The following is a 21,464-nucleotide window of genomic DNA, read 5'->3' on the forward strand; positions in this document are numbered from 1 at the left end:
TACACAGAGTCGCATCAATCGCGAGCAAGCTTTGCTCCTACAGGAATTGGTGCTGGGCGCGCAAAATGGCGGTTATCTTAAAGCAAAACGGCGACCATTGGCCGCCGTTTAGTGCATCTGTACAGATTTAGACGGCGGGTGCCGGCTCGGGCTCGGCGGCCGGTTTCGGCAGCGAAGACAGGAACGCCATGATCAGTGCCGCCAGGTACGGCAGCGACTGCACCAGCAACATGGTCACCCAGAAGCGCATATCGTTGCTCGGCAAGCCGTTCACCAGGAAGATCCCCAGCGCCGCGCCCCACAACAGCAGCATGATGAACATCTCTTCCCGCGCCTCCGAAATTGCCACCCAGAAGCCGTGGTTATCGGCGTTTTTCGGCGTGCGGAAGAACGGAATGCTGCTGGTGAAGAAACCGTACAGCACCGCTTTGGCGATGGTGTGCGACAACGCCAGCCCGGCCAGTGCCGCGCAGAATGCATCTTTCAGGTTCACGCCGACGGCACGGCGATAAAGGAAGATGATCTTGCCAACCTTGAACACGAACAGCGCCAACGGCGGGATCGCGAAAATCAGCAACGGCGGGTCGACCCGCTGCGGCACGATAATCATCGCCGCCGACCACAACAAGGCACCCACGGTGAAGAAGATGTTCATGCCATCCGCGACCCACGGCAACCAGCCCGCGAGGAAGTGATAACGCTGGCCACGGGTCAGTTCGGTGTCCTTGCCGCGCAGCAGGCTGGCGGTGTGACGCTTGATGATCTGAATCGCCCCGTAGGCCCAGCGGAAACGCTGTTTCTTGAAGTCGATAAAGGTATCGGGCATCAGGCCTTTGCCGTAGCTGGTGTGGTAATACGCCGCCGACAGGCCTTTCTCGAACACGCGCAGACCTAACTCGGCGTCTTCACAGATGCACCAGTCGGCCCAGCCGAGTTCCTCAAGCACCGAGCGCCGGGTCATGGTCATGGTGCCGTGCTGGATGATCGCGTCACGGTCGTTACGGGTGACCATGCCGATATGGAAGAAGCCTTTGTATTCCGCGTAGCAAAGCTTTTTGAAGGTGCTTTCGTTCTGATCGCGGTAATCCTGCGGCGACTGCACGACCGCGATTTTCGGGTTGGCGAAGTGCGGCACCATGTGCTTGAGCCAGTTCGGGTCGACGCAGTAGTCCGAGTCGATGACCGCGATGACTTCGGCATCCTTGGCGGTATGCGGGATCAGGTAGTTCAGCGCACCACCCTTAAAACCGGCCAGCGGTGCAACGTGGAAAAACTTGAAGCGCGGGCCGAGGGTTTCGCAGTAATCGCGCACCGGTTCCCAGACAGCCGGGTCCTTGGTGTTGTTGTCGATGATCAGGACTTCGAAGTCCGGATAGTCGAGGTTGGCCAGGGCGTTGAGGGTTTGTTTGACCATCTCCGGCGGCTCGTTGTAGCAGGGCACGTGGATCGAGACTTTCGGTCTGTAGTCCGAATCGCCCACCACCGGCAGGAATTCACGCCGGCGCTTGTGGGTCCACACTGCTTCGGCCAGTTCATGGGCCTCTGTCAGCAAAACGATAAAGACCCCGAGCGCGCCGAGCGCCAGGAGGAATCCGACCGTCAGGCTGAACCATGTGCTGTATTGCTGGCTGTAGTCGTAACCGATCCACACCAATACCGAACCGCAGAGGAACGCGATAAAGGTCAGGAAGGTGCGGCCACGCTGGCGCAGGGCCGAGCCGTCGATCATCAGCAGGGTCAGGGACAGCAACGCCAATACGGCCGAGCCGATCGCCAGCACCCGCCATTGCGGGATCGCAACCACCGGGCCTTCAAAGTTGAATTTCTGCTGGCGCGCGGCGTTGAACACGCCCCAATACGCGCCCACCGAGCCTTCGTCGCTGGCCTTCCACGGCTGGTCAAACGCTTCGATCACGAAGTAGTTGAAACCCTGGCGGTTGAGTTTGTTGACCAAGGTGCGCAGGTAGATCGCTTGATCCGCCGGGCTGGCATCAGTGCCGCCACGCATACGGCCGTTGCTCGGCCAGCCAACCTCCGAGAGCAGCAGCGGTTTTTTCGGGAACATCTTTTTCAGGTCGCGGGCGCGGTCGAGGACGAACTGGCCGGCCTTGTCCACCGGGATGAATTCCCAATAAGGCAATACGTGCGCGGCAATCAGGTCGACGTGTTTGGCCAGTTCCGGGTGTTCTTCCCAGACGTGCCACTGCTCGGACGTGGTCACCGGCACCTTCACGGCGGCGCGCACGCGATCCAGCAGTACGCTCAGTTCGGCGGCGGTAATTTCCTTACGGAAGATCGCCTCGTTGCCTACAACCACGCGAACCACGCTGCGGGAGGTGTTGGCGATTTCGATGGCACGAGTGATTTCGCGCTCATTGCGCTCCTGGTCCGGGCTGATCCAGATTCCCAGTGTCACGCGCAGGCCGAATTCTTCTGCCAGCTTGGGAATATCTCCCAGCGTACCGTCGACCGAGTAAGTACGGATGTTGTCCGTCAGCTTGCTCATGATCTCCAGGTCGCGACGCATTTGATCGTCGGTGGGGTATTGCTCTTTTTGTGGGTACTGGCCTTGCTGGAATGGCGAGTACGAGAAACCGGCGATCTGTTCAGGCCAGTTGGGGGCGGTGACCGGGCGATTGATCAGCGCCCAGAAGCCGGTAAACAAGGCTGCGATGGCGAGCACCACGACCAGGTTGAGTCCAAATTTGCGGGATGACATAGCTATTTCAGGTTCCAAAGACTGTGGAACGAAGGAACGGTTGGCGGTCGCCAAGGGGCGCGCATCCTACACCGGGCATTCTCTTTTCGTACAGCGGACAAGGAATTGCCGGACGTTGGGCAATTCGCTTTCACATAAGTTCTTACACTTGTAGATTGAAATTCAAAACTTGGCGCAGCGAAGCCCTATAATGCGCGCCGGTTTTTGGGGTATTGGTCATGAGCACAGAAGATCCGCGGTTTGCAGGCATCGCCCGTTTGTATGGCATCGAGGGGCTGGAGCGCCTGCGCGCGGCGCATGTGGCGATTGTGGGCGTCGGTGGTGTCGGTTCCTGGGCGGCAGAAGCCATCGCCCGGTGTGGTGTGGGCGAGATTTCGCTGTTTGACCTCGACGACGTCTGCGTCAGCAACGCCAACCGTCAGTTACACGCCCTGGACAGCACCGTCGGCAAACCCAAGGTCGAAGTGATGGCCGAGCGCCTGCGCGGGATCAACCCGGACTGCACGGTGCACGCGGTGGCGGATTTCGTCACCCGCGAGACCATGGCCGAGTACATCACACCGAACATTGACTGCGTGATCGATTGCATCGACAGCGTTAACGCCAAGGCAGCGCTGATTGCCTGGTGCAAGCGTCGAAAAATCCAGATCATCACCACCGGCGGGGCGGGTGGGCAGATTGATCCGACGTTGATTCAGGTGTGCGATTTGAACCGTACGTTCAACGATCCGTTGGCATCGAAAGTGCGCTCGACCTTGCGTCGCGATTATGGCTTCTCACGCACCGTGACCCGCCACTACAGCGTGCCGTGCGTGTTTTCCACCGAGCAACTGCGCTACCCGAAACCCGATGGCAGCATTTGTTTGCAGAAGAGTTTTGTCGGGGATGGCGTGAAGCTGGACTGTGCCGGCGGGTTTGGCGCGGTGATGATGGTGACGGCGACGTTCGGCATGGTCGCGGCGACCAAGGCTGTGGATAAGATTGTGGCGGGTGTTCGGCGCCCTTCGGATCGGGTTAAGCCTACGGCGTAGTTACAACCGTAGGAGCAAAGCTTGCTCGCGATGCAGGCGACGCGGTCCTTCAGGTAGATCGCGTTGATGCCATCGCGAGCAAGCTTTGCTCCTACGGGAGTGAGGCCAACTCATTCATCCGCTGGAGCACGGCATTCAGGCCATTACTGCGCGACGGCGAGAGCTGCCGCGAAAGCCCAAGCTGATTGAACCACTGCGGCAAGTCCACCTGCCGCAGCTCAGCCGCCGACAATCCGTTGACCCGCGCCAGCAGCAACGCCACCAAGCCGCGTATCAACCGCGCATCGCTGCTGGCACTGAATTGCCAATGACCCTCGTGCAGTTTTCCGATCAGCCACACCTGACTTTCACAGCCATGCACCCGGTTGGCGTCGACTTTATCCACATCGCTCAAAACAGGCAGGCGGTCGCCCCATTGCATCAACAATCGCGCACGCTGTTCCCAGCCAGCAGCATTCTGGAACGCATCGAGCGCCGTCACCGCATCGACAGGCAAACTCATCGCAACAGCTCCAGTGCCTGATCCAGCGCTTCAAAAAAACGCTCCAGATCTTCGGAGTCGTTGTACAGCGCCAGTGATACCCGAATCGCCCCGGCCAGCTCGAAGCTCTTGAGCAACGGCATGGCGCAGTGATGACCGGCACGCACGGCAATCCCCTGTTCCGTCAGCAGATGTGCCAGATCCGAGTTATGCACACCCTCGACGACAAAACTCGCCAGCGCCAGTTGCGGCTTGCCCAGCAGCCGAATGCCATTGCGCGCTTCAAGGCCTTTCAACAAATAATCATGCAACGCTGTTTCATGCGCAGATACTGCTTCCTGATCGAGGGCCGCCAGATAATCCAGCGTTGCGCCCAAACCAATCACACTGGCAATCGGCGGCGTTCCAGCCTCGAAACCCAGCGGGGCAGGGCGAAAGCGAGCACTGTGGTAATCCGCATCCAGCACCATTTCGCCGCCAAATTGCCAGTGGCGCAGTTGTTTCAGCGCTTCATTGCGCCCGTACACCACGCCGAGTCCGTCGGGACCGTAGAGCTTGTGACTTGAAAATACATAAAAGTCGCAACTCAGCGCCTGCACGTCATGCCGACCATGCACCACGCCTTGAGCGCCATCGACCACAGTCAATGCGTCGTTCGCCTTGGCCATCGCCAATAAAGCGGGCAACGGCTGCCAGGCGCCAAGCACGTTGGATAGCTGACTAACCGCCAACAGGCGGGTTTGCGGACCGATCAACTGCGCGGCGGCATTCAGATCGATCAAGCCGTCGGCATCCAGTGGCAGGATCACCAGTTTCAGCTCGCGCCGCTGGGCCAGTTGTTGCCATGGCAGCAAGTTGGCGTGATGCTCCAGGGCGCTGATGACAAGCTCATCGCCCGGATTGAAAAGAGGTTCCAGGCCATAGGCCAGGAGGTTCAGCGCAGAAGTCGCGCCGTGAGTAAAAATGATCTGCCCGCCATCGCCGGCATTCAGCCATTGGGCGACTTTGCTGCGGCTGGCCTCGAATGCCTGGGTGGCATGGGCGCCGGGCAAGTGTTGCGCCCGATGCACATTGGCGGCGCCGTTGGCGTAGTAATGCGTCAGTGCATCCAGCAGGGCTTGAGGCTTTTGCGTGGTGGCGGCGTTGTCCAGATAGGTCTGGCCTTGCCGTTGCAGAGCGGCGATGGCCGGAAAATCGGCGCGCCAGGGAGAGGGGATCATCATGTTATTCGGCCCTGGTAAACATGGGCGGGTGTACGCCTGACCCTGTAGGAGCAAAGTTTGCTCGCGATGCTTTTGGCGGCCTCATGGGCCCCATCGCGAGCAAGCTCTGCTCCTACACAGGTGAGCATTCGACGCTTAGTTGTGAGCGTGCAGTGCTTCGTTCAGTTCGATGGCCGATTTGTGGGTTTTGCATTCCACAGCACCGGTCTCCGAATTGCGGCGGAACAACAGGTCAGGTTGACCGGCCAGTTCACGCGCCTTGACGACTTTGACCAGCTTGTTGTGCTCGTCCAGCAGCGCCACTTTGGTGCCAGCGGTCACGTACAGGCCCGACTCAACGGTGTTGCGGTCGCCCAACGGGATACCGATACCGGCGTTCGCCCCGATCAGGCAGCCTTCGCCGACCTTGATTACGATGTTGCCACCACCCGACAGAGTGCCCATGGTCGAGCAACCGCCGCCCAGGTCCGAACCCTTTCCGACGAATACGCCTGCCGATACACGACCTTCGATCATGCCCGGGCCTTCGGTGCCGGCGTTGAAGTTGACAAAACCTTCGTGCATTACGGTGGTGCCTTCGCCCACATAAGCGCCCAGACGGATACGTGCCGCGTCAGCGATACGCACGCCAGCCGGAACCACGTAGTCGGTCATTTTCGGGAACTTGTCCACCGAGAACACTTCCAGCAACTCGCCACGCAGACGGGCTTCCAGTTGATGCTCAGCCAGTTCGGACAGGTCGATGGCACCCTGGCTGGTCCAGGCCACGTTCGGCAGCAACGGGAACACGCCGGCCAGGTTCAGGCCGTGCGGCTTGACCAGACGGTGGGACAGCAGGTGCAGCTTGAGGTAAGCCTCAGGCGTGGAAGTCAGCTGAGCGTCTTCGGCCAGAATGGTCGCGACCAGCGGCTTGTGGCTCTCGGCCAGACGGGTCAGCAGCGCGGCCTGGGCAGCGTCGACGCCTTTCAGGGCTTCAGCCAGTTGCGACGCTTGGGCGGTGCTGAACGCGATGGCCTGATTGCCTTCGGTGTAGCCCAGAACCGGCGCAATGGCCGCGACCAGTTCGGCCGAAGGATTGAGCAGTGGCTGTGCGTAAAACACTTCCAGCCATGCGCCTTGACGGTTTTGAGTACCAACACCAAAGGCCAGGCTAAACAGGGTAGTGGACATGTAAATAACCTCTAACAAAATTGAACGGGCTGGCTTACTTGAGCGCTGCCGCGTAGATATCTGGCTTGAAGCCAATCAGGGTTCGGTCACCGAGATCGAGCACCGGGCGCTTGATCATCGAGGGTTGTGCGAGCATCAGTTCAATGGCTTTCGGCTGGTCGAGATCGGCTTTGCGTTCGTCGTCGAGCTTGCGAAAGGTCGTGCCTGCACGGTTCAACACCACTTGCCAGCCGTGCTCGTCGCACCATTGGGTCAGGTGTTCACGGTCAATTCCGACCGTTTTGTAATCATGAAAGTCATAGCTGACAGCGTGTTCATCGAGCCAGGTGCGCGCCTTTTTCATGGTGTCGCAGGCTTTGATGCCGTGTATTGTATAAGTCATTGATTTAATTAGATTATTTCGGCTTCCCCAAAATATCCCCAATTCCTCCCCAAAACTGGATTCGAAATTATCCCTTATCCCAGCTGTTGGGGATAGGGCGAGCCGGGCTCGCAGTCGATTGCCTGCCAATAAATCCCCGCTAGCCAAGCCGATCTGTATGTCTTATGCTTCGTTTCTGTCAAAAACTGACGGATTATCGATTTAGCTGAGGTTCTAATGATTTATAGCTATGGTGCGCGCAATTACTTTTCCTTCAAGGAAGGTCTGAACGCTTCCTTCCAGCTCACAGCTAAAGTTCCCACCTCTATTTCGCAAGGTCGAAAGGTTGCGACTGTTCTTGGAATTAAGGGTGCGAATGCTTCTGGCAAAACTAATGTGCTTAAGTGTCTGACCTTTATCCGTCGTTTTGTTGCTGATTCCTTTGCGTTTGATGATCACGATAAAATCGATTTTGACCCATATTTTGATAATGAAAACGAGTCGGATTTTTATATAGATTTTAAAGTTGGTGATGTCAGATATATCTATGAGTTGACTGCTACGCGTGATGCCGTCATTCGCGAAGCGCTATATAAGAAACTTCAAAGAAAGACTTTGATTGTTGAGCGAAAAGGCGACGCGCTCTCTTACAGGTCAAACGAATATTCTGCTCTTGATTTGATTGAGCTTAAAACCCGTGCTTCGTTTATTTCTACTGTTGTTAAATATAAAATAAAAGAAATTCCTAGTGATTTTGATAATATCGTGGATTATTTTGGGGAGTTCTCCGGAAACGTATCAATGATGGGTGTTGTTCCTGATTCCGATATGTTCAAAAGAGAAAGTGCAACTTCATTTTATAACAAGGTTCCCGCAGCTTTCGAATTCGTTAAAGGTTTTATCAGAAAGTGCGATCTTGGTATCGTTGATATAGAAATACATAAACACGAATTGTCTGGTGGAAAGGTCGAATATTATCCGTTATTTTTGCATAAAATGGGTAGGACCGATGAAGTTAGGCGACTGACATCGTATGACGAGTCAAGCGGAACTATGGCCTTGTACAGGCGTTTGGCCATGTACTGGATGGTCCTCAAGGCAGGGGGAGTATTAATCATGGATGAGTTTGATCAAAACTGCCATCCTATGCTTCTTCCGCCACTGCTCGACCTGTTTAATAATAAAGAAACAAATCCCAATAATGCCCAGTTTATTTTTACAGCGCATAACTCTGATGTTATTGATGATTTAGGAAAATACAGGACAATTCTCGTAGCCAAGGAACATGGCGAAAGTTATAGCTACCGGCTTGATGAAATTTCTGGTGACTTGATTAGGAATGACAGGTCTATTGCTGCTCTTTATCGGGAAGGAAAGATAGGCGGGGTTCCGAGGCTATGAGCGGTAAATTTAATAATAAAAGAGCTAATGATTTCAAAAAAAATCTTCCTAAAAACAGCATGGAAAGCTCAGGCATCATTAAGCGAATAAAATTTAATCTACATTATCTGGATTTAGAACAGCCGCTTTTGTTAAAGGAAGAATTGTCGTTTGAGTTTCTGTCACTTCTATTGGAAAAGCTAAAGAATTTTAGCGAAGAGTCCTTGGCGCATTGGATCACAATGCCGGCCGGTAGAGGTAATGGTAATATTTATCAAATTTACGACAAGTTTCCATTGAAAAGCGAATTTGCCCATCCACCTTCAGTTCCGCACGATGCGGTATGGGGTCGGTTTAGGATTGATCGTACAATTCGCCTTGCAGGGTTTACCGTCCCCGCCGGCCTCAATCATCAGTTTTGCGAAAAAGAAAAATTTCGCTATTGCAGCAATACGTTTTATATCGTTTTCATTGATCTACATCATAAATTTTACGTGACTTAGTACCTAGGCTACGTCAGTCCATTCAGCGCCTCGATTATCTCGGTATAGGTCCGTCATGGTCGCTGAGCGATGACCGAGAAGTTTCTGGGCATCGCGGCCTTCGACCTCGTGAAGACGTGCGGCAAGCGAACGCTGTTCATGAAAGGACGGTGGTTGCCGCCCGAAAGTTATCCCCAGCTTCGCACCGGCCCTGTCTCGGGCTTCGGCAAATGCGGAGCTCAGTGTGTCCAGCACCACCGGCTGGCCAGCCTTGGCCCGCCCAGGGGCTTGCGCATGATGCACCAGGTGTTGTGACAGAACGCGGTCGCGGCATTGTTTGACTACGCCTGCGAGATCAAGGCCGACTGACTCAAGCCGAATGGCGGTGCTGATCCGGATCCGGGCGCCGGTCTTCGATTGCACGACATGCAGGAAGCCGTCGTGCACGTCCTTGAACAACATCGATGCGATATCGTCCCGCCGCTGGCCGGTAAGTACGGCCAGCTCCATTGCTCTGCGGAGCCACGGTTTCGTGGCCTCCTCGTAGATTGCCTTCCATAGCTCCAGCGTCAGCCGTTCGCGCTTGATGTTCACCCGCGCCGCCTTGGTCACCTCGACCGGGTTGGTGTCTGCCCAACCCCGAGCCTGAGCCTCAGCGAATGTGTCTCGCAAAAGCGAGCGCATTGCCCTGGCCATCTGCGCCTTTCCTTCTTTGGCCATACCAGTCAGGTAATCGGCCACATCCATCGTTGTGATGTCCTTGATCCCTTTAGAACCGAACACCGCATCCAGGCGGTTTATCCGCATGCCCACGTTTTTGTTACTGCTGGCCGAAAGCTTGCGCTCGGCGAACAGCTCGCGGTATTCATCCAGCCATTCCGAGAACAGCTTGCCCGGCGCTGGCGCCGGGGTGCTGATCCGTTCGGTGAGGGTTGGCTTGATGGAGTCGGCGTGGTTCGCGGCGACGGCCTCGCGAATGGCCGATTCCTTGTCTTTGCCCAGACCGAACACGCGACCACTGATTGGGTCGCGGTACGTGTAATAAGTGACGCCGTTGCGGGCATCGGTCTTGCGGTAGAGATTGGGCGGAAGATCCTTTGACCCGGTGTTACGCGGCCTGGGCGCCATTGCGTGCTCTCTCTATTCTGCTGACCAGGCTGCCGCCGACGATCCGGATTGGCTGCTGGTCAGGTTCTTGGTAGTGGGCGTCGGATTCTACATAGTAGTTGCGCCCGTGCTTGACCGGTACCGGAGCGATCCGGCCTTCTCGCGCCCATTTGCGCAAGGTGTTGGGGCTGGGCGGTGTCTTGAACTCGGCCGCCGCCCATTCGTCCAGGGTTACTTTGCTCATGAATGCTCCATGCCGCGCGTGGCGGCAGAAGGTGGTTATTGGGTGACTTTGGCGAGAGCGGCGTCTGCTACCTTCATCGCGGCTTGGGCATCGTTCACATAGGCCGGGTCGAACCCGCCACACAGGTGGATGGTTGCTTGGCAGGCGCGCAGGTTCTCGCGGGTGAGTTTCAGCGCCGCGGCCAACTCTTCGCACAGCGCACGTTCTTCTCGGCCGATATCCCAAAAGCGCTGCCCCCAATGCCAGGCCGGGGGCGGATTGCGGTTCTGCACGCCGAAGGCCATCGCACCCACGACGGAATCGAGCAAGTCGCGCTTATAAGCGTTGTCGCCGTCGATGCTCGCGCCCATGCGAGTGCAGACAGTGGCCGCTTCGTCGAGTCCGCAACTTCGTCCGTAGGCGATCAGCTTCTGGCGATCTTCTTGAAGGTCATCAGCCCGCTGATCCGCTGCGTTCAACGGCCTTGCCGTCGCATTCAGTGTCCGGATCACCGTCGAACACGTCGGTGGTGAAGTGCACGGCGCCCGGGTGATTCACGGTATGCATGCTGATCGCTTGGGGGCTGTGGTTTTTCGCGACATTCACCGCGCGACCCAAGCCCATTTCCAAGCCGGTACCAGCACCACCACCACCGCAAAAGAAGTCGACAACGATCTCATCGTCCTGAGTGCTGAAGCCGAGTCCGTATTGAGTTTTGAAATCGGTTACTCTTAAGTGGTAGGGGTTCATAAATTCAATTCTCTTTGGACTAAATATGGAAGATTTTGAAGTTGCTCTAGCGAAGGCAAACCGTTTGATCAACAGTTCGTTGATAATTGGGATGTTAATGTTGGGAGTTGGGTTCTTGGTTAGCGTTGGCTTGTATTTGCATACGTTTAACGGCGGACTCTCATATCAGTCAGCGGATTGGTCCGCGTTGGGATCTTTTTTTGGTGGGGTATTTGGTCCGATTATTTCAGTAGTCACTCTTATAGCTCTGCTTAAAACTCTTAAGCTTCAACATCAAACTCTAATGTCACAAAAAATTGACTCCGGGCGCGTAATAGCTTTGCAGGATCAGTCCTATCAGGCCCAAGCTGAGCAGCTGTTAATCGCCCAGGCAGAGTTAAAAAGTGCAAAAATAGCCGATTTCAAAAATTCAGTTATACGAGTTTTTGAACAGAGGATTTCTTATTACCAGCACTGCCAAGCTGACGCTTTAGGCAGAATGGACGTTATTAGGTCAATGGGCGAGACGGAAGATGTTTTCAATGGAATACAGGAAATGGCGAAGAAGTCTATTGCTTATAGAGCAGAGCTGGATAAGTTATTAAGGGCATCATTGTTACTTGCTGTTAAGGATTTTCAGTCAATTGAAGACGCGAAATCCTATGTAGCTGCACTGAAAATTCAAGATGCGGTCGCGTGAAACAGAGTTTTTTTAAAAAAAACGTTTGCGCTTCGGCCAGCGTTTTGTTTTACATATTTGTTTGGTGAGTGACCTGGAGCTCAGCGAACGCCTCAAGCTGTCGCGACCACTTTTCAGAAATAACGATTCCAGGTCGCGACATGCTGGCGAAGCGGGCGGATTCTTCGACGGGCACAGCGGCCAAGTTGATCAGGAACGTCGATACCGTCTCCTGCCATTCCTCAAAGTTGTGGCGCTCGCCCAGCACCTGAAGTGCATCAGCGAGCGCTTTCGACACAATCAGCGTGCGCTTCTCGGCGCCGATCCGGTCCAGCAGGGCTTTCTCCTTGGCGCGCTTGTCCCTCTGAATATCCGCGTTGCTCTTGGCCATGGCCTGTCTCTTCAATTCCGTGGGCTGGTAGATCCAGCCATGTTTGTCGTCGGCGCTGGCGCACCTGGTTGCTGATTCGTCTCACGGCGGGCCCGCGAACTTGATTTCGTTCTCACGGGCGATCAGCCTGGCGCGCTTTGTTTCCATGCCCATTTCCTTGGCGGCCTGGATCACTGTCTTGCCGGCGGCGGCGAGCTCCTTCAGGCGCGGCGCCTGCTTGTTGCGCTCGATCCGAAGCTTGTTACTGTGGGAGGTGCCGAACATGGCCTCCTTTTCACCAGATACGCCGGCGGCAATTTCCTGCACTGTGCGACCGGCTCCGAAGAACTGATCCAGCTGCTGGTTCAGGTTCCCGATGATCGAGTCTCGCGGGTTGGGCATTGGTACGCCGATCATTTCCGATCACCTGACAGCGAGAGCTTGATGCCATCGGCGCGCGCTTCCATCTGCTGGGCGAAATTGACTGCGGTCTTCCAGGTCCAGCGGAAACCTACGACCTTCTTGGTGGCGAGTTCGACGATGTGGTAAGCCTTGCCTTTGGCTTCAACCTGGTAGCGTATCTCTTGCACTGGCTGCTCCTTGCCGATCAGGGCGTAGAACGCGGCGGTGGCGATGGTTGAGCGAGCGTGCAGGGCAGCGACCCCGTCGACCCGCTGTTGTATTGATGGATGCATGGCGATTACCTCGATGGGGTTGCGTGTATTCGTCAGCACTCGGGCCGCCTGCTGGTTGCCGTTGGGCGCAGGGGAGAGTGCTGACGGATAAAGGCGACCAAAAAGAAAGGCCCGTTGGACGTTCGGGCCTTTCACAGATGCAGTGATCTTTGGGCTCTGGTCTATTGCATGATGGTCATCCTCCAATGCGCGCCGTTGGCATCTTGGCGGGCGCTCGCCGTTCTCTGGTTTGTTGTATGCAGGTGGCCGGCTTCACGGTATGGAGATGAAGCCGGCCGGAGCGACCATCAAACCGTTGCGAAAATTCCACGACCAATATCTGACAGTGAGCTATCACCGTGATCGAACTCTATCCGAGCAAGCTGGAAGGCCAGCCGCTGGAGCGCCACAAGACTGATTGCGTGATGACCATTGAAGGGTGGCTCGTCGCCTACGTGCCGAGTTACCAGGTACGTGAGTCGCCGCCAATCAGCATTGAGGTCAATGGCCTGTTTATCCATCCGTTGAGTTGGCCAAAGGTCGAGTTTGGACCCGCCGACACTGTCCGAATTTATCCTGAGCCGAAGGGTGTTGCCTTTGCAGCCTGGGCAGTCGTCGCCGCGATCGTTGCCGTCGGCGTGGTCATGCTCACACAGAAACCGCTGGTGACGCCTAGCTCGGCGAGCAATGCAGCATCAGGCAAGGCGCTCGGTTTGGCGAAGACCACCGCCAACAAGGTGAAGCTGGGCGATGTGATTCGCGAGTGCGCCGGCAAAAATGAGATTTTCCCCGATTACCTGACCCCAACGCGCCGTTACTTTGGCGACGACCCCAAGGTTCAATGGATTGAAATGCTGTTGTGCGTCGGCGTAGGCGAGTTCGACATCCCACCCGGTCAGGTCCGCATCGGAGGAACGCCGATCGCATCCTTTGGTAGCACGGCCCGTTACGCGATTTACGGCCCGGGCCAGTCGGTTGTGGCAGAGGATGCGTACTTGTGGTGGCACAACTCGGACGAGGTCGGCTCGACTTCAACCGGCAGTGCAGGCCTCACCCTGACGACCACCACCAGCATCGAGCAGCAACTCAACGCCGCAGCCGTACAGTTCAGTGACTATGTAGTATCCGTCCCAGTGGGGGCAGGGTGGTTTCCGGTGGGCTGGGATGCCGGACTGATCGCACGCATCGAGGTTCTGTATCCCTACCTGTTCACCGCGCCGGCAGATGGATCGGCGACCGTCATCAGCGGCGAACACGTAACGATGCTCAAGCCATTCGTTGGCATGAAGATCGAGATCACCGGCGCCAATGCTGGTGACTATGTGGTGGCGAGTTATGCGCCGTATGTGCCGGCCGTGCCAGCGGTAGCCGGTAGCGCGTCCATGGTCACTGGTAACGCCGCCCCGACGCGGTACGATTTCAATGTGACGCCACTGACGTTCACGGTAAGTCGGGGTGGGAGCACCTACTCGGTAACGCTGAACACGGCGACCACCAACCTTGCCGGTCTGGTGACAGCCGTAAACGCCAAGCTTGTCAGTACGGGCCTTACTGCCAGTGCCTCAGGCAGCTTTCTGCGGATCGCCGAGTCTGCGTCGCCGTTCAGCGGGGTGGCGCTCACGTTGGGTGGGTCTTCGTCGACAGTCTTCGGGTCGACACCGGTGTTCGTCACTGGAGTTAAGACAGTCACAGCCGCTGACGCCGTCTCTGCAAAAATCACCCTTGCTTACGATGGCGGGGCGCCTGCTATAGGGCTTCAGACCGGGACCTTATGGTCATGTATTGGCTACCGGGATCTGCGGTACAGAATTGCGTCGGTGTCGGGCGATGCGGTCGAGGATGACGAGGGCACGCCCGTAGATGAGGGGCACGGTCCGTCGTCGCTCACGGTTATTCGTCTGGATGATACCGGCGCCGAAGACACCGCATGGCTCGGGTTCGATGATATCCAAACCAATACGGCGAGCATCGTCCTTGACGGCTCGACCACCGAAGGTGATTGGGCGGGTCCCATCGCGGCCTGCCCGCTAGGTGAAGTGGTTCGGCGTATTGAGTTCGACTTTTTCTTTCCACAAGGCCTCGTCCGATATACTGAGAAAAACGGCAACATTCGCTCGCACTGGGCGAAGGTTGAAGTTCAGTACCGCGACATTGACACGGCGGGCGGCTGGACCAGTCACACATTCACTTACGAGGCGATGAGCCCGGACCAGCAGGGCTACACGGACTGGATCACCATACCGACCTATATGCGGCCCGAGGTTCGGGTGCGGAGGATCGGAGAGGAGTCTCCGGAAAACTTCAAGTTCAACCGGGTGCAGTGGTACGGGCTGCGCGGCCGAATTGATAAGGCACCGACCAAATACGAAGACTGCACAGTGATGGCGGTCTACGTTCGTGGCGGCGACAAGCTGTCAGCTCAGTCGCAAAGTCAGGTGTCGGTGATCGCCACAAGAAAGCTGCCAGTGCTATCTGGTGGCGCGTGGACCGCTCCCGTGGCCACGCGCGACATCGTGCCCTGGGTGAACTACGTCATGAAGTCGGCCGGGGGCACCGATGATGATTTGGATATCGAGGAATTCGGTCGCTATAACCCGATCTGGCAGAGCCGGGGTGACTACTTCGACTACGCGGTCGACGGTGACAGCACTGTCAAGGAGTGCATCAATGACGCGCTGCTCGCCGGATTTGCCGAATTCACGCTAGAACGCGGCCAGGTAACGCCAGTTCGCGATGAGCCAAAAACACAGTTTGGTCATATGTACACGCCACAGAACATGACCGAGCAGCTCAAGCGCAACTTCACTTTGCCGGCGCCCGACGACTACGACGGCGTTGATATCAAGTACATCGACGAGACGACCCACGCGATGGAAGTGGTCGAGTGCAGGCTGCCTGGCGATCAAGGATTGCGCGTTCAAGCGGTCACGCTAAAGGGGGTCACCAACCGCGATAAGGCGTGGCGAATCGGGATGCGCATGCGGCGAGCCCAGGTATACCGCAACAAAAGCTACAGCTGGAGCACAGAGTTTGACGCGTTGAACAGCGGCTATCTCAGTTACGACGCAGTGGCCGACGATATTCCTGGGTACGGGCAGAGCTCGATTCTGATGGATGTTACTGCCGGTAGTGGCTCTGTGATTCTGGAGAGCTCCGAGCTGCTGACCTGGAAGTCGGGCGTTTCTCATGTGGTTGGGCTAAGGCGTCCGGATGGCACCGTCAGCGGTCCATGGCCGGCAACGCGTGTCGACGACTTCAGGCTCAGCGTCCCTTCGCTGGATTTTGAACCTGATTTTTCATGGGATATTGATCCGCCACACCTGCTGTTCGGTGAATCGACACGCTGGTGTTACCCGGTGCTGATTACCTCAATTGACCCTGGCGACCACTCGGCGGACGTCGAGGCCGTTAACTACGACGTGCGCGTTTACGCGGACGACAACAACTTCGCCGACAACTAAGGAACGCGAATCATGCTGACAATGCCTGACGGCATTCCGCTGCCGTTGCGAGACGGTTACGGATTCAAGCCTACCAGCCCCATCGTCCGCACCCCCTTTGTCAGTGGCCGCGCCAGAAATAGGCGCCGCTACCGGAGCGTGCCGACTGAGGTTTCCGTTTCCTGGCTGTGCAATGCCGAGCAGGCCAAGTTGTTTGAGGGGTGGTGCAAGTGGGGGATTGGCTGGGCCGATTGGTTCATGTGCCCCATCAAGAGCCCGCTCGGCCTGATGCAGACGCAGGCCCAGTTCACGGACATTTACGACGGCCCGACGCTGGTGGGCGTCAACCTCTGGCGATACACCGCCGTTCTGTCGCTCTTTGAAATGCCGGTTGTCACCGAGGCCGAGCTGGTTGGGCTGATGTCCGGGATAGACATAGGCGTCATGAATTCCCGGCTGCGAACCCAGTTGCAGCACTGGTACACCAAGTCTTGGCCGGGCGCGTCATAGAGCCTCGATCCGCCAACCACTTTTCTTTCTATAGCCCGCCAACTGAGCGGGCTTTTTTTCGCCTGGAGTAAATATGAGCGGAGCAACTGATCTTGCCCGACTGACGGCAACGATCGACACAGCCAACGAACTGTTGCTGAGCGATCAAATCAAGATTATGGATGTGGGCGCCGGCGTCATGCGCCCAACCAACGCTAAGGTTCTAGCCGACCTCTCTACACAGATGAGCGGCGCAATGATCTACCTGACGACTGCGGCCGGCTTGAGTGGAACAGTCGTAGGCGGTTTCTTCAGTGTGCTCAGCGTCACCGCGGCCGGATACGTTGATCTTTATCAGAACGTCGCGAGCGCGGCAGTTTTCAAGAAGAGCTACCCGTCAACGGAAGCGGTCGCGGCGATTGACGCTGTCACTCAAGCCAATGTGTTGGCGTTGGCGAACCTGAATAAGCTGGTGCAGGACTTTCCCACCGAATCAGCTGAGGCAGAGATTCAGGTGATCACCGATCCGGAGGGTGGCGTATTTTCAACGCTCACAAACAGGCGCCTTCAGACCATTCCATTTGACATTATTTCGGAGCCAGGCCAAACGAGTATTGGGGATGGTGAGGGTGCCGCGCTGATCTATGCGGATGACGAAAGGATAGTTATTGGCGAACTGGAGATGCAGCATACTCCTTCGCCGGGAATTTATTTTACTGATGCGGAGGGCGGTGTTCTGCCGCTTGATGTGGCCGCGCCGAGCGAAGAGGAGCGATCACCATTCGACGGCGGGCTTCTGTTTTCTCCGATTATAGCAACGAGCGAGCTTCACGATTCTCGGATCTATGCGTCGGGTCTGCTTCCGCGCCGTGCGCAATCGAAAGAGGTTTCAGTCACGATTGCCAGTACCACCACCGCCGAGTCTCAGACTGGCGAGGTGGTGAGTGTCAGTGCAGCAAGATTGGGTGCCCAAGCGGTATTGAATGTTCGCTCTCTCGCCGAGCCTGACAAACGCAAGTTTCTCCCGGTAACGCTAAAACATGTACCGCTGCAATCGGTGCCAAGCAGTCCAAAAATTCTATTCATTGGTGACAGTATCGGGACCCGGCAAGGGGCTTTTTTACTTAAGGGTTTTTTAGAGGAGCTGGGGTTCACGCCTAAGTTTATTGGCACGATCCAGGGCTCCAAGTCACCGACAGATATTTGGAATAACCAGGGGCCGCTGGGCGAATGTCGTTCGGGTTGGCGTAGCGGTGACTTTACATACAGCTATGCGGATCGTGCTGTCATTGTTGAGCCTGGCGGTGAGGCCGCCTATCTCGCCCTCGATGTTCTCCCGCGCCGCGAGCGCAATGCCTTCTTGCGCTTGGCAACCGGTGCGGATTCGGCCGCCGTGATTCGTAATGGTTATGTGTTTGATCCGGCGTTCTACCAAGCGCGGTTTGGCCTCGAAACGCCCGACATCGTCATCAATGCCTTAGGCACCAATGATGCGGCGTTGGTCCCGGTCGCCAATATTTATGATGAGGTATTGAACAATGACAAACTTATTCATTCGCAACTAAAGGCCGCTTGGCCGCTGGCAAAAATCATCCGCACGCTGCCCACTAACGCCATCAGCGCGGTACACAACACGCGGTGGGAAACGCAATTCACCCCAGTGATTGCGGCCATGAAAGACGCGGCCGTCGCCGTCGCCAATAGCCGTTTAACCATCGCGCCCTTGTGGGCCATGACCAACGCTGAAAGCGGCTATGACTTTAGCCAGGTAACGCCTGATACGGATGGTTTTTACCCCGGCAACTGGACCGATGGCACCCACCCAATAGGCTCATCAAGAGCCGAACTGTATCGAACCATGGCGCCGTATGTTGCGGCTGCCGCACTCAATTTAATCTGAAAAGGATTCGTTTATGGGCGTCAAAATAATTGCAAATGATACTGTAGCACCGTGGAATTCCAAGGTTGTTCCGCCAGTAACAAGAGGGCTAGAGGCTTGGTTTACTTTTGATACTGATTCGGCTCGCTTTGCAGTGAATAGGGCGATTGGTAAACCAAATGCAGCGGTTGTAGGAACGCCAGCAGCTTTTGCTGGCTATGGCCGTTTTAAGGGCAACGCGGACTATCTGGTGACGCAAGTGAAGGACTCCGACGCGATCACCTTATTTGCGGTGGTGCGGGCCGCGGTTGCACCCACTAGCGATGCTGACGGCGTTGCTGTGGTCAGTACCTACGCGGGCTTTTCAGCGGTTCCCGAGCTTCCTGGGTATGCCGGTGGTACCAGTCTTTTGCTGCGTCAGCCGCTCGGTGTCGCGGCCGGCTCCCCCCGTTCTAGCGGTGGCGTGCCGACGTCCGCCGAAGTTATTGGGGTTTCCTCTGCCGGGGTGCCTACTACGTGGCGCCTGCTGGCCATGCGGACCAAAAGCGGTGACGTCACCAAGGCGTTTGACTTGACCAACAATCTGTCGGGTGTGGGTTCCAACATCACGCAGCGGCCTTTCATCAATGGTGTCTTCAGGATTGGCAGCCCTGCCTCAGCGCCGACTAACTTTATGGGCACCTCGGATATCTCCGCGGTCGCTATTTACTCGGCCTATTTGTCTGACACTGAGGTTGCGGCGGTGGCGGGCGCGATGCGCAAGCGCATGGCGCGGTTAGGCATCACTGTTTGACCTCCACCAAGGAATTCAGCGTGCCGCCATGAGCGGTTTTTTTTCGCCCCTGATTTTTATGGCCCGCCCAGTGCGGGCTTTTTTACGCACGGAGTAAAGCAATGAAAGCAACTGACAAAGACCGCGACATCCTCGCGCGAACGCTGTGGGGGGAGGCCCGTGGTGAGAGCGTGGCCGGCCAGATCGCCGTGGCCTGGACCATTCGCAACCGTGTGAACGATGGCAAGGACAAGTCGTGGTGGGGCGAGGGCTATGCCGGTGTCTGCCAGAAGCCGTACCAGTTCAGCTGCTGGAACAAGAACGACCCAAACTTCGCCTACTTGAGTGGAGCGAAGTCGATTCCGTTCCGCGAACTGGCTCAGGCACGGATCGCCGCTGACCAGGTGATCGACGGCAAGGTGCCGGATCCTACCGTTGGCGCCACGCACTATTACGCGACCACCATGAAGAAGGCGCCGACTTGGGTGAGGGAAGCCAATGAGACGCTGAGGCTCGGGCATCACGTCTTCTTTAAAGATGTGCCATGATCTATGCGGAGTCAGCGAAGAAATTCAAAAGTCGCGGGGCTTTATATGATCACGAATATAGGTCAGGTACTGCGATGCGTCGGATGCGAGAATTAATCAACGCTGCAAAGCTGGCACATCCAGATGACACGTTCTTTGATGGTCTAAGAAATACACTTAGCTATTCATCGCAGGCTCGCGCGGTCTACAGGGCGTACGACCGAGCGTTATCTTATTTAGATACAAACTCTTGGGGGATAATTTCTGATAAATCAATAGAGCACTTTTTAGATCATCGCGATGGGCAGTTGAAACAAGGATTCTTCAATCAATTGAATGAGGCTTTTGCTTACCAGTTTCTCGCTCGCAAAGGCTTCAATAATATCAATATTCTTAGAGAAGACGGGAGCAGAAAGCCAGATATTGGGTATTGCTGCGGAGAAGGTCGCAGGTACTGTGAGGTGAAGACGATCAGTGTGTCCAAAGAAGAGATTGACAGAATTTGTAACGCGGAGGCATTCGATACTTCTATATACAAGGATTTGTCAGTTGGTTTTCTCAATAAATTTACTGACACGCTAAATGTCGCGTATCGGCAGATTTGTAGTCAGCATGCTGAAGGTCTTATTTTTGTCATTGTTAAATTTGATGATTTTACTCTTGCTCACATTGATCGATATCAAGAGCAGATATCTCAACTATTGATTAGTCACGACGCCCCAGAAATATTTGTAAAGGTCGGCTTAATTGGTGGCAGATCGTTGCATAAAAGAAATCTCGAATCGACACATGATGTAGTGAGTCGATAGTTATGCAGTTGGAAACATTACCTATGGATCGGTCCGCCTTGAACGCCTCGGTCGTCTAGCCTTGGTGCATCACCATCTGCTCGGCGCGCTCCTTGGGCGTGGACGGGTCTAACCACTATCTAGCCAGCTAGAGCGTCAGATTAGATAGCGGTCTTCTTCGTGCCAGCTTGCAGTTCACGAATGATCCTGTTTTTTTGATCGAGGACCAGCGTCAGGCTTTGGATCTGGGAAAGCTGATCGCTGGTTTCTGCTTCAAGGTTTGCCATCCATGCCCGTTTCTTTTGGAGGTCAGCCGACAGCAGGTCATTCATTTCCACCAATCCGGAAATATTCTCCTGCGCCGCGCGGAGTTGTCGCTTCAGCTCTTGGATGTCTTCCTCAAGCATGCTTGCGTAATGTTTTACGGTTTCCAGCCTGGTCGGACTGCCGAGCCATTCACTGGTGTCTTCGATTTCGTAGGGGTCCACTGGTGGGTCTTCTCTGTACTGTTTTTATATACAGTATTCGAGATAAGGCTAGAGGGCGAGGTTGATTCGACGAACTGTAAGGAAGGGGATTTTGTGCGATCGGCAGAACGCCGGAGAGGGCTGGGCCAATTCTTGGGCCAATTGTTCGGGCGAGGTTGGGCGGATTCGGGGATTTAGAAGGGTTTGACGGCACTCGGTAGAAGGCTGAAACCCCGCATTCGCCCGAGTTGCCGTCATAATTAAATGTCGCGCCTTTCATGAGCGGGGGCCTGAAATGCAAAGCCCCGAAGGTTCGCGGCCCCGGGGCTTCTATTTTCGCCTGCATCCCTTAATGCCTGGCAAACGTGGCGGCGAGAATACCAGCGTTAGATCGGTGATTCACTACTGCGGTAGGGGATTATGTTCTATCAGCGGAAACGCCGTGAAGGGGGGAAATGCCGTCTAAAACTACC

Annotated in this window: 22 protein-coding genes and 1 pseudogene; 10 read left to right on the top strand and 13 right to left on the bottom strand. The window is 55.9% G+C overall.

All coding sequences use genetic code 11. The features are described 5' to 3' along the window. Positions 1–127: 127 nt before the first annotated feature. The gene (locus ACA048_RS05570; protein WP_497628274.1) at positions 128–2,719 is read right to left on the bottom strand and encodes a glycosyltransferase; all 2,592 of its coding nucleotides are present in this window, start codon (positions 2,717–2,719) and stop codon (positions 128–130) included. A 218-nt stretch (positions 2,720–2,937) separates the two neighbouring features. On the opposite strand from ACA048_RS05570, the gene tcdA reads away from it, so the two are divergent. Beyond that, a complete protein-coding gene (gene tcdA, locus ACA048_RS05575; protein ID WP_497628275.1) occupies positions 2,938–3,750 on the top strand; it encodes a tRNA cyclic N6-threonylcarbamoyladenosine(37) synthase TcdA in 813 nt (270 codons plus the stop codon). A gap of 91 nt (positions 3,751–3,841) precedes the next feature. Here the strand turns inward: tcdA and ACA048_RS05580 are convergent, their stop codons facing one another. From ACA048_RS05580 to ACA048_RS05595, 4 genes are all read right to left on the bottom strand, one after another. Beyond that, on the bottom strand, positions 3,842–4,252 hold the full coding sequence (locus ACA048_RS05580) for a SufE family protein (RefSeq protein WP_497628276.1): 411 nt from the start codon (positions 4,250–4,252) through the stop codon (positions 3,842–3,844). Beyond that, the gene (locus ACA048_RS05585; protein WP_497628277.1) at positions 4,249–5,454 is read right to left on the bottom strand and encodes an aminotransferase class V-fold PLP-dependent enzyme; all 1,206 of its coding nucleotides are present in this window, start codon (positions 5,452–5,454) and stop codon (positions 4,249–4,251) included. The genes ACA048_RS05580 and ACA048_RS05585 overlap by 4 nt, the downstream gene beginning before the upstream one ends. Before the next feature lie 135 nt (positions 5,455–5,589). Next, entirely contained in the window at positions 5,590–6,624 is a 1,035-nt protein-coding gene (gene dapD / locus ACA048_RS05590; protein ID WP_223511932.1) for a 2,3,4,5-tetrahydropyridine-2,6-dicarboxylate N-succinyltransferase, read from the bottom strand. 34 nt (positions 6,625–6,658) lie between these two features. Then, positions 6,659–7,006, bottom strand: coding sequence for an ArsC family reductase (locus ACA048_RS05595; RefSeq protein WP_497628278.1), 348 nt, complete (start codon positions 7,004–7,006; stop codon positions 6,659–6,661). Positions 7,007–7,222: 216 nt separating this feature from the next. Between ACA048_RS05595 and ACA048_RS05600 the strand changes: the two genes are divergently transcribed. Both ACA048_RS05600 and ACA048_RS05605 read left to right on the top strand, forming a co-directional pair. Continuing rightward, positions 7,223–8,386 carry an AAA family ATPase gene (locus ACA048_RS05600; RefSeq protein ID WP_497628279.1) on the top strand — a complete coding sequence of 388 codons (1,164 nt, stop codon included), beginning with the start codon at positions 7,223–7,225 and terminating at the stop codon, positions 8,384–8,386. Next, the gene (locus tag ACA048_RS05605) at positions 8,383–8,868 is read left to right on the top strand and encodes a hypothetical protein (RefSeq protein ID WP_497628280.1); all 486 of its coding nucleotides are present in this window, start codon (positions 8,383–8,385) and stop codon (positions 8,866–8,868) included. The genes ACA048_RS05600 and ACA048_RS05605 overlap by 4 nt, the downstream gene beginning before the upstream one ends. 3 nt (positions 8,869–8,871) lie before the next feature. On the opposite strand, the gene ACA048_RS05610 is transcribed toward ACA048_RS05605, so the two are convergent. From ACA048_RS05610 to ACA048_RS05625, 4 genes and pseudogenes are all read right to left on the bottom strand, one after another. Continuing rightward, a complete protein-coding gene (locus tag ACA048_RS05610; protein WP_497628281.1) occupies positions 8,872–9,975 on the bottom strand; it encodes a phage integrase Arm DNA-binding domain-containing protein in 1,104 nt (367 codons plus the stop codon). Further along, positions 9,956–10,198, bottom strand: a complete 243-nt coding sequence (locus ACA048_RS05615; RefSeq protein ID WP_497628282.1) for an excisionase — start codon at positions 10,196–10,198, stop codon at positions 9,956–9,958. The genes ACA048_RS05610 and ACA048_RS05615 overlap by 20 nt, the downstream gene beginning before the upstream one ends. A 35-nt stretch (positions 10,199–10,233) precedes the next feature. Beyond that, positions 10,234–10,605, bottom strand: coding sequence for a hypothetical protein (locus tag ACA048_RS05620; RefSeq protein WP_497629803.1), 372 nt, complete (start codon positions 10,603–10,605; stop codon positions 10,234–10,236). Between the two features lie 49 nt (positions 10,606–10,654). Next, a pseudogene (locus ACA048_RS05625) lies at positions 10,655–10,927 on the bottom strand (DNA cytosine methyltransferase); the annotation flags it as partial. 25 nt (positions 10,928–10,952) lie between these two features. Here ACA048_RS05625 and ACA048_RS05630 point away from each other — a divergent pair. Continuing rightward, positions 10,953–11,606, top strand: a complete 654-nt coding sequence (locus ACA048_RS05630) for a hypothetical protein (protein WP_497628283.1) — start codon at positions 10,953–10,955, stop codon at positions 11,604–11,606. A gap of 49 nt (positions 11,607–11,655) precedes the next feature. Here ACA048_RS05630 and ACA048_RS05635 read toward each other — a convergent pair whose 3' ends face one another. The 3 genes from ACA048_RS05635 to ACA048_RS05645 all read right to left on the bottom strand — a co-directional run bounded on the left by ACA048_RS05635 (position 11,656) and on the right by ACA048_RS05645 (position 12,650). Next, positions 11,656–11,976 carry a hypothetical protein gene (locus ACA048_RS05635; protein WP_497628284.1) on the bottom strand — a complete coding sequence of 107 codons (321 nt, stop codon included), beginning with the start codon at positions 11,974–11,976 and terminating at the stop codon, positions 11,656–11,658. Between the two features lie 81 nt (positions 11,977–12,057). Continuing rightward, positions 12,058–12,372 (bottom strand): hypothetical protein, encoded by a 315-nt coding sequence (locus tag ACA048_RS05640; RefSeq protein WP_497628285.1) that lies wholly within the window; start codon positions 12,370–12,372, stop codon positions 12,058–12,060. Beyond that, positions 12,369–12,650 carry a hypothetical protein gene (locus tag ACA048_RS05645; RefSeq protein WP_497628286.1) on the bottom strand — a complete coding sequence of 94 codons (282 nt, stop codon included), beginning with the start codon at positions 12,648–12,650 and terminating at the stop codon, positions 12,369–12,371. Before ACA048_RS05645 ends, ACA048_RS05640 begins: the two co-directional genes overlap by 4 nt. A gap of 338 nt (positions 12,651–12,988) precedes the next feature. Here ACA048_RS05645 and ACA048_RS05650 point away from each other — a divergent pair, with 338 nt between their 5' ends. The 6 genes from ACA048_RS05650 to ACA048_RS05675 all read left to right on the top strand — a co-directional run bounded on the left by ACA048_RS05650 (position 12,989) and on the right by ACA048_RS05675 (position 20,545). Next, entirely contained in the window at positions 12,989–16,090 is a 3,102-nt protein-coding gene (locus tag ACA048_RS05650) for a host specificity factor TipJ family phage tail protein (RefSeq protein WP_497628287.1), read from the top strand. 12 nt (positions 16,091–16,102) lie between these two features. After that, positions 16,103–16,579 (top strand): hypothetical protein, encoded by a 477-nt coding sequence (locus ACA048_RS05655; RefSeq protein ID WP_497628288.1) that lies wholly within the window; start codon positions 16,103–16,105, stop codon positions 16,577–16,579. A 73-nt stretch (positions 16,580–16,652) separates the two neighbouring features. Then, positions 16,653–18,458 carry a hypothetical protein gene (locus ACA048_RS05660; protein ID WP_497628289.1) on the top strand — a complete coding sequence of 602 codons (1,806 nt, stop codon included), beginning with the start codon at positions 16,653–16,655 and terminating at the stop codon, positions 18,456–18,458. A gap of 13 nt (positions 18,459–18,471) precedes the next feature. Beyond that, positions 18,472–19,230 (top strand): hypothetical protein, encoded by a 759-nt coding sequence (locus ACA048_RS05665; RefSeq protein ID WP_497628290.1) that lies wholly within the window; start codon positions 18,472–18,474, stop codon positions 19,228–19,230. Positions 19,231–19,331: 101 nt separating this feature from the next. Next, on the top strand, positions 19,332–19,757 hold the full coding sequence (locus ACA048_RS05670; protein WP_497628291.1) for a cell wall hydrolase: 426 nt from the start codon (positions 19,332–19,334) through the stop codon (positions 19,755–19,757). Beyond that, the gene (locus tag ACA048_RS05675) at positions 19,754–20,545 is read left to right on the top strand and encodes a hypothetical protein (RefSeq protein WP_497628292.1); all 792 of its coding nucleotides are present in this window, start codon (positions 19,754–19,756) and stop codon (positions 20,543–20,545) included. Before ACA048_RS05670 ends, ACA048_RS05675 begins: the two co-directional genes overlap by 4 nt. A gap of 140 nt (positions 20,546–20,685) precedes the next feature. Here ACA048_RS05675 and ACA048_RS05680 read toward each other — a convergent pair whose 3' ends face one another. Then, positions 20,686–21,012: a hypothetical protein gene (locus tag ACA048_RS05680; RefSeq protein ID WP_497628293.1), complete on the bottom strand. Its 327-nt coding sequence runs from the start codon at positions 21,010–21,012 to the stop codon at positions 20,686–20,688. Positions 21,013–21,464 lie beyond the last annotated feature (452 nt).

It is taken from the genome of Pseudomonas sp. LBUM1659 (assembly GCF_059716045.1).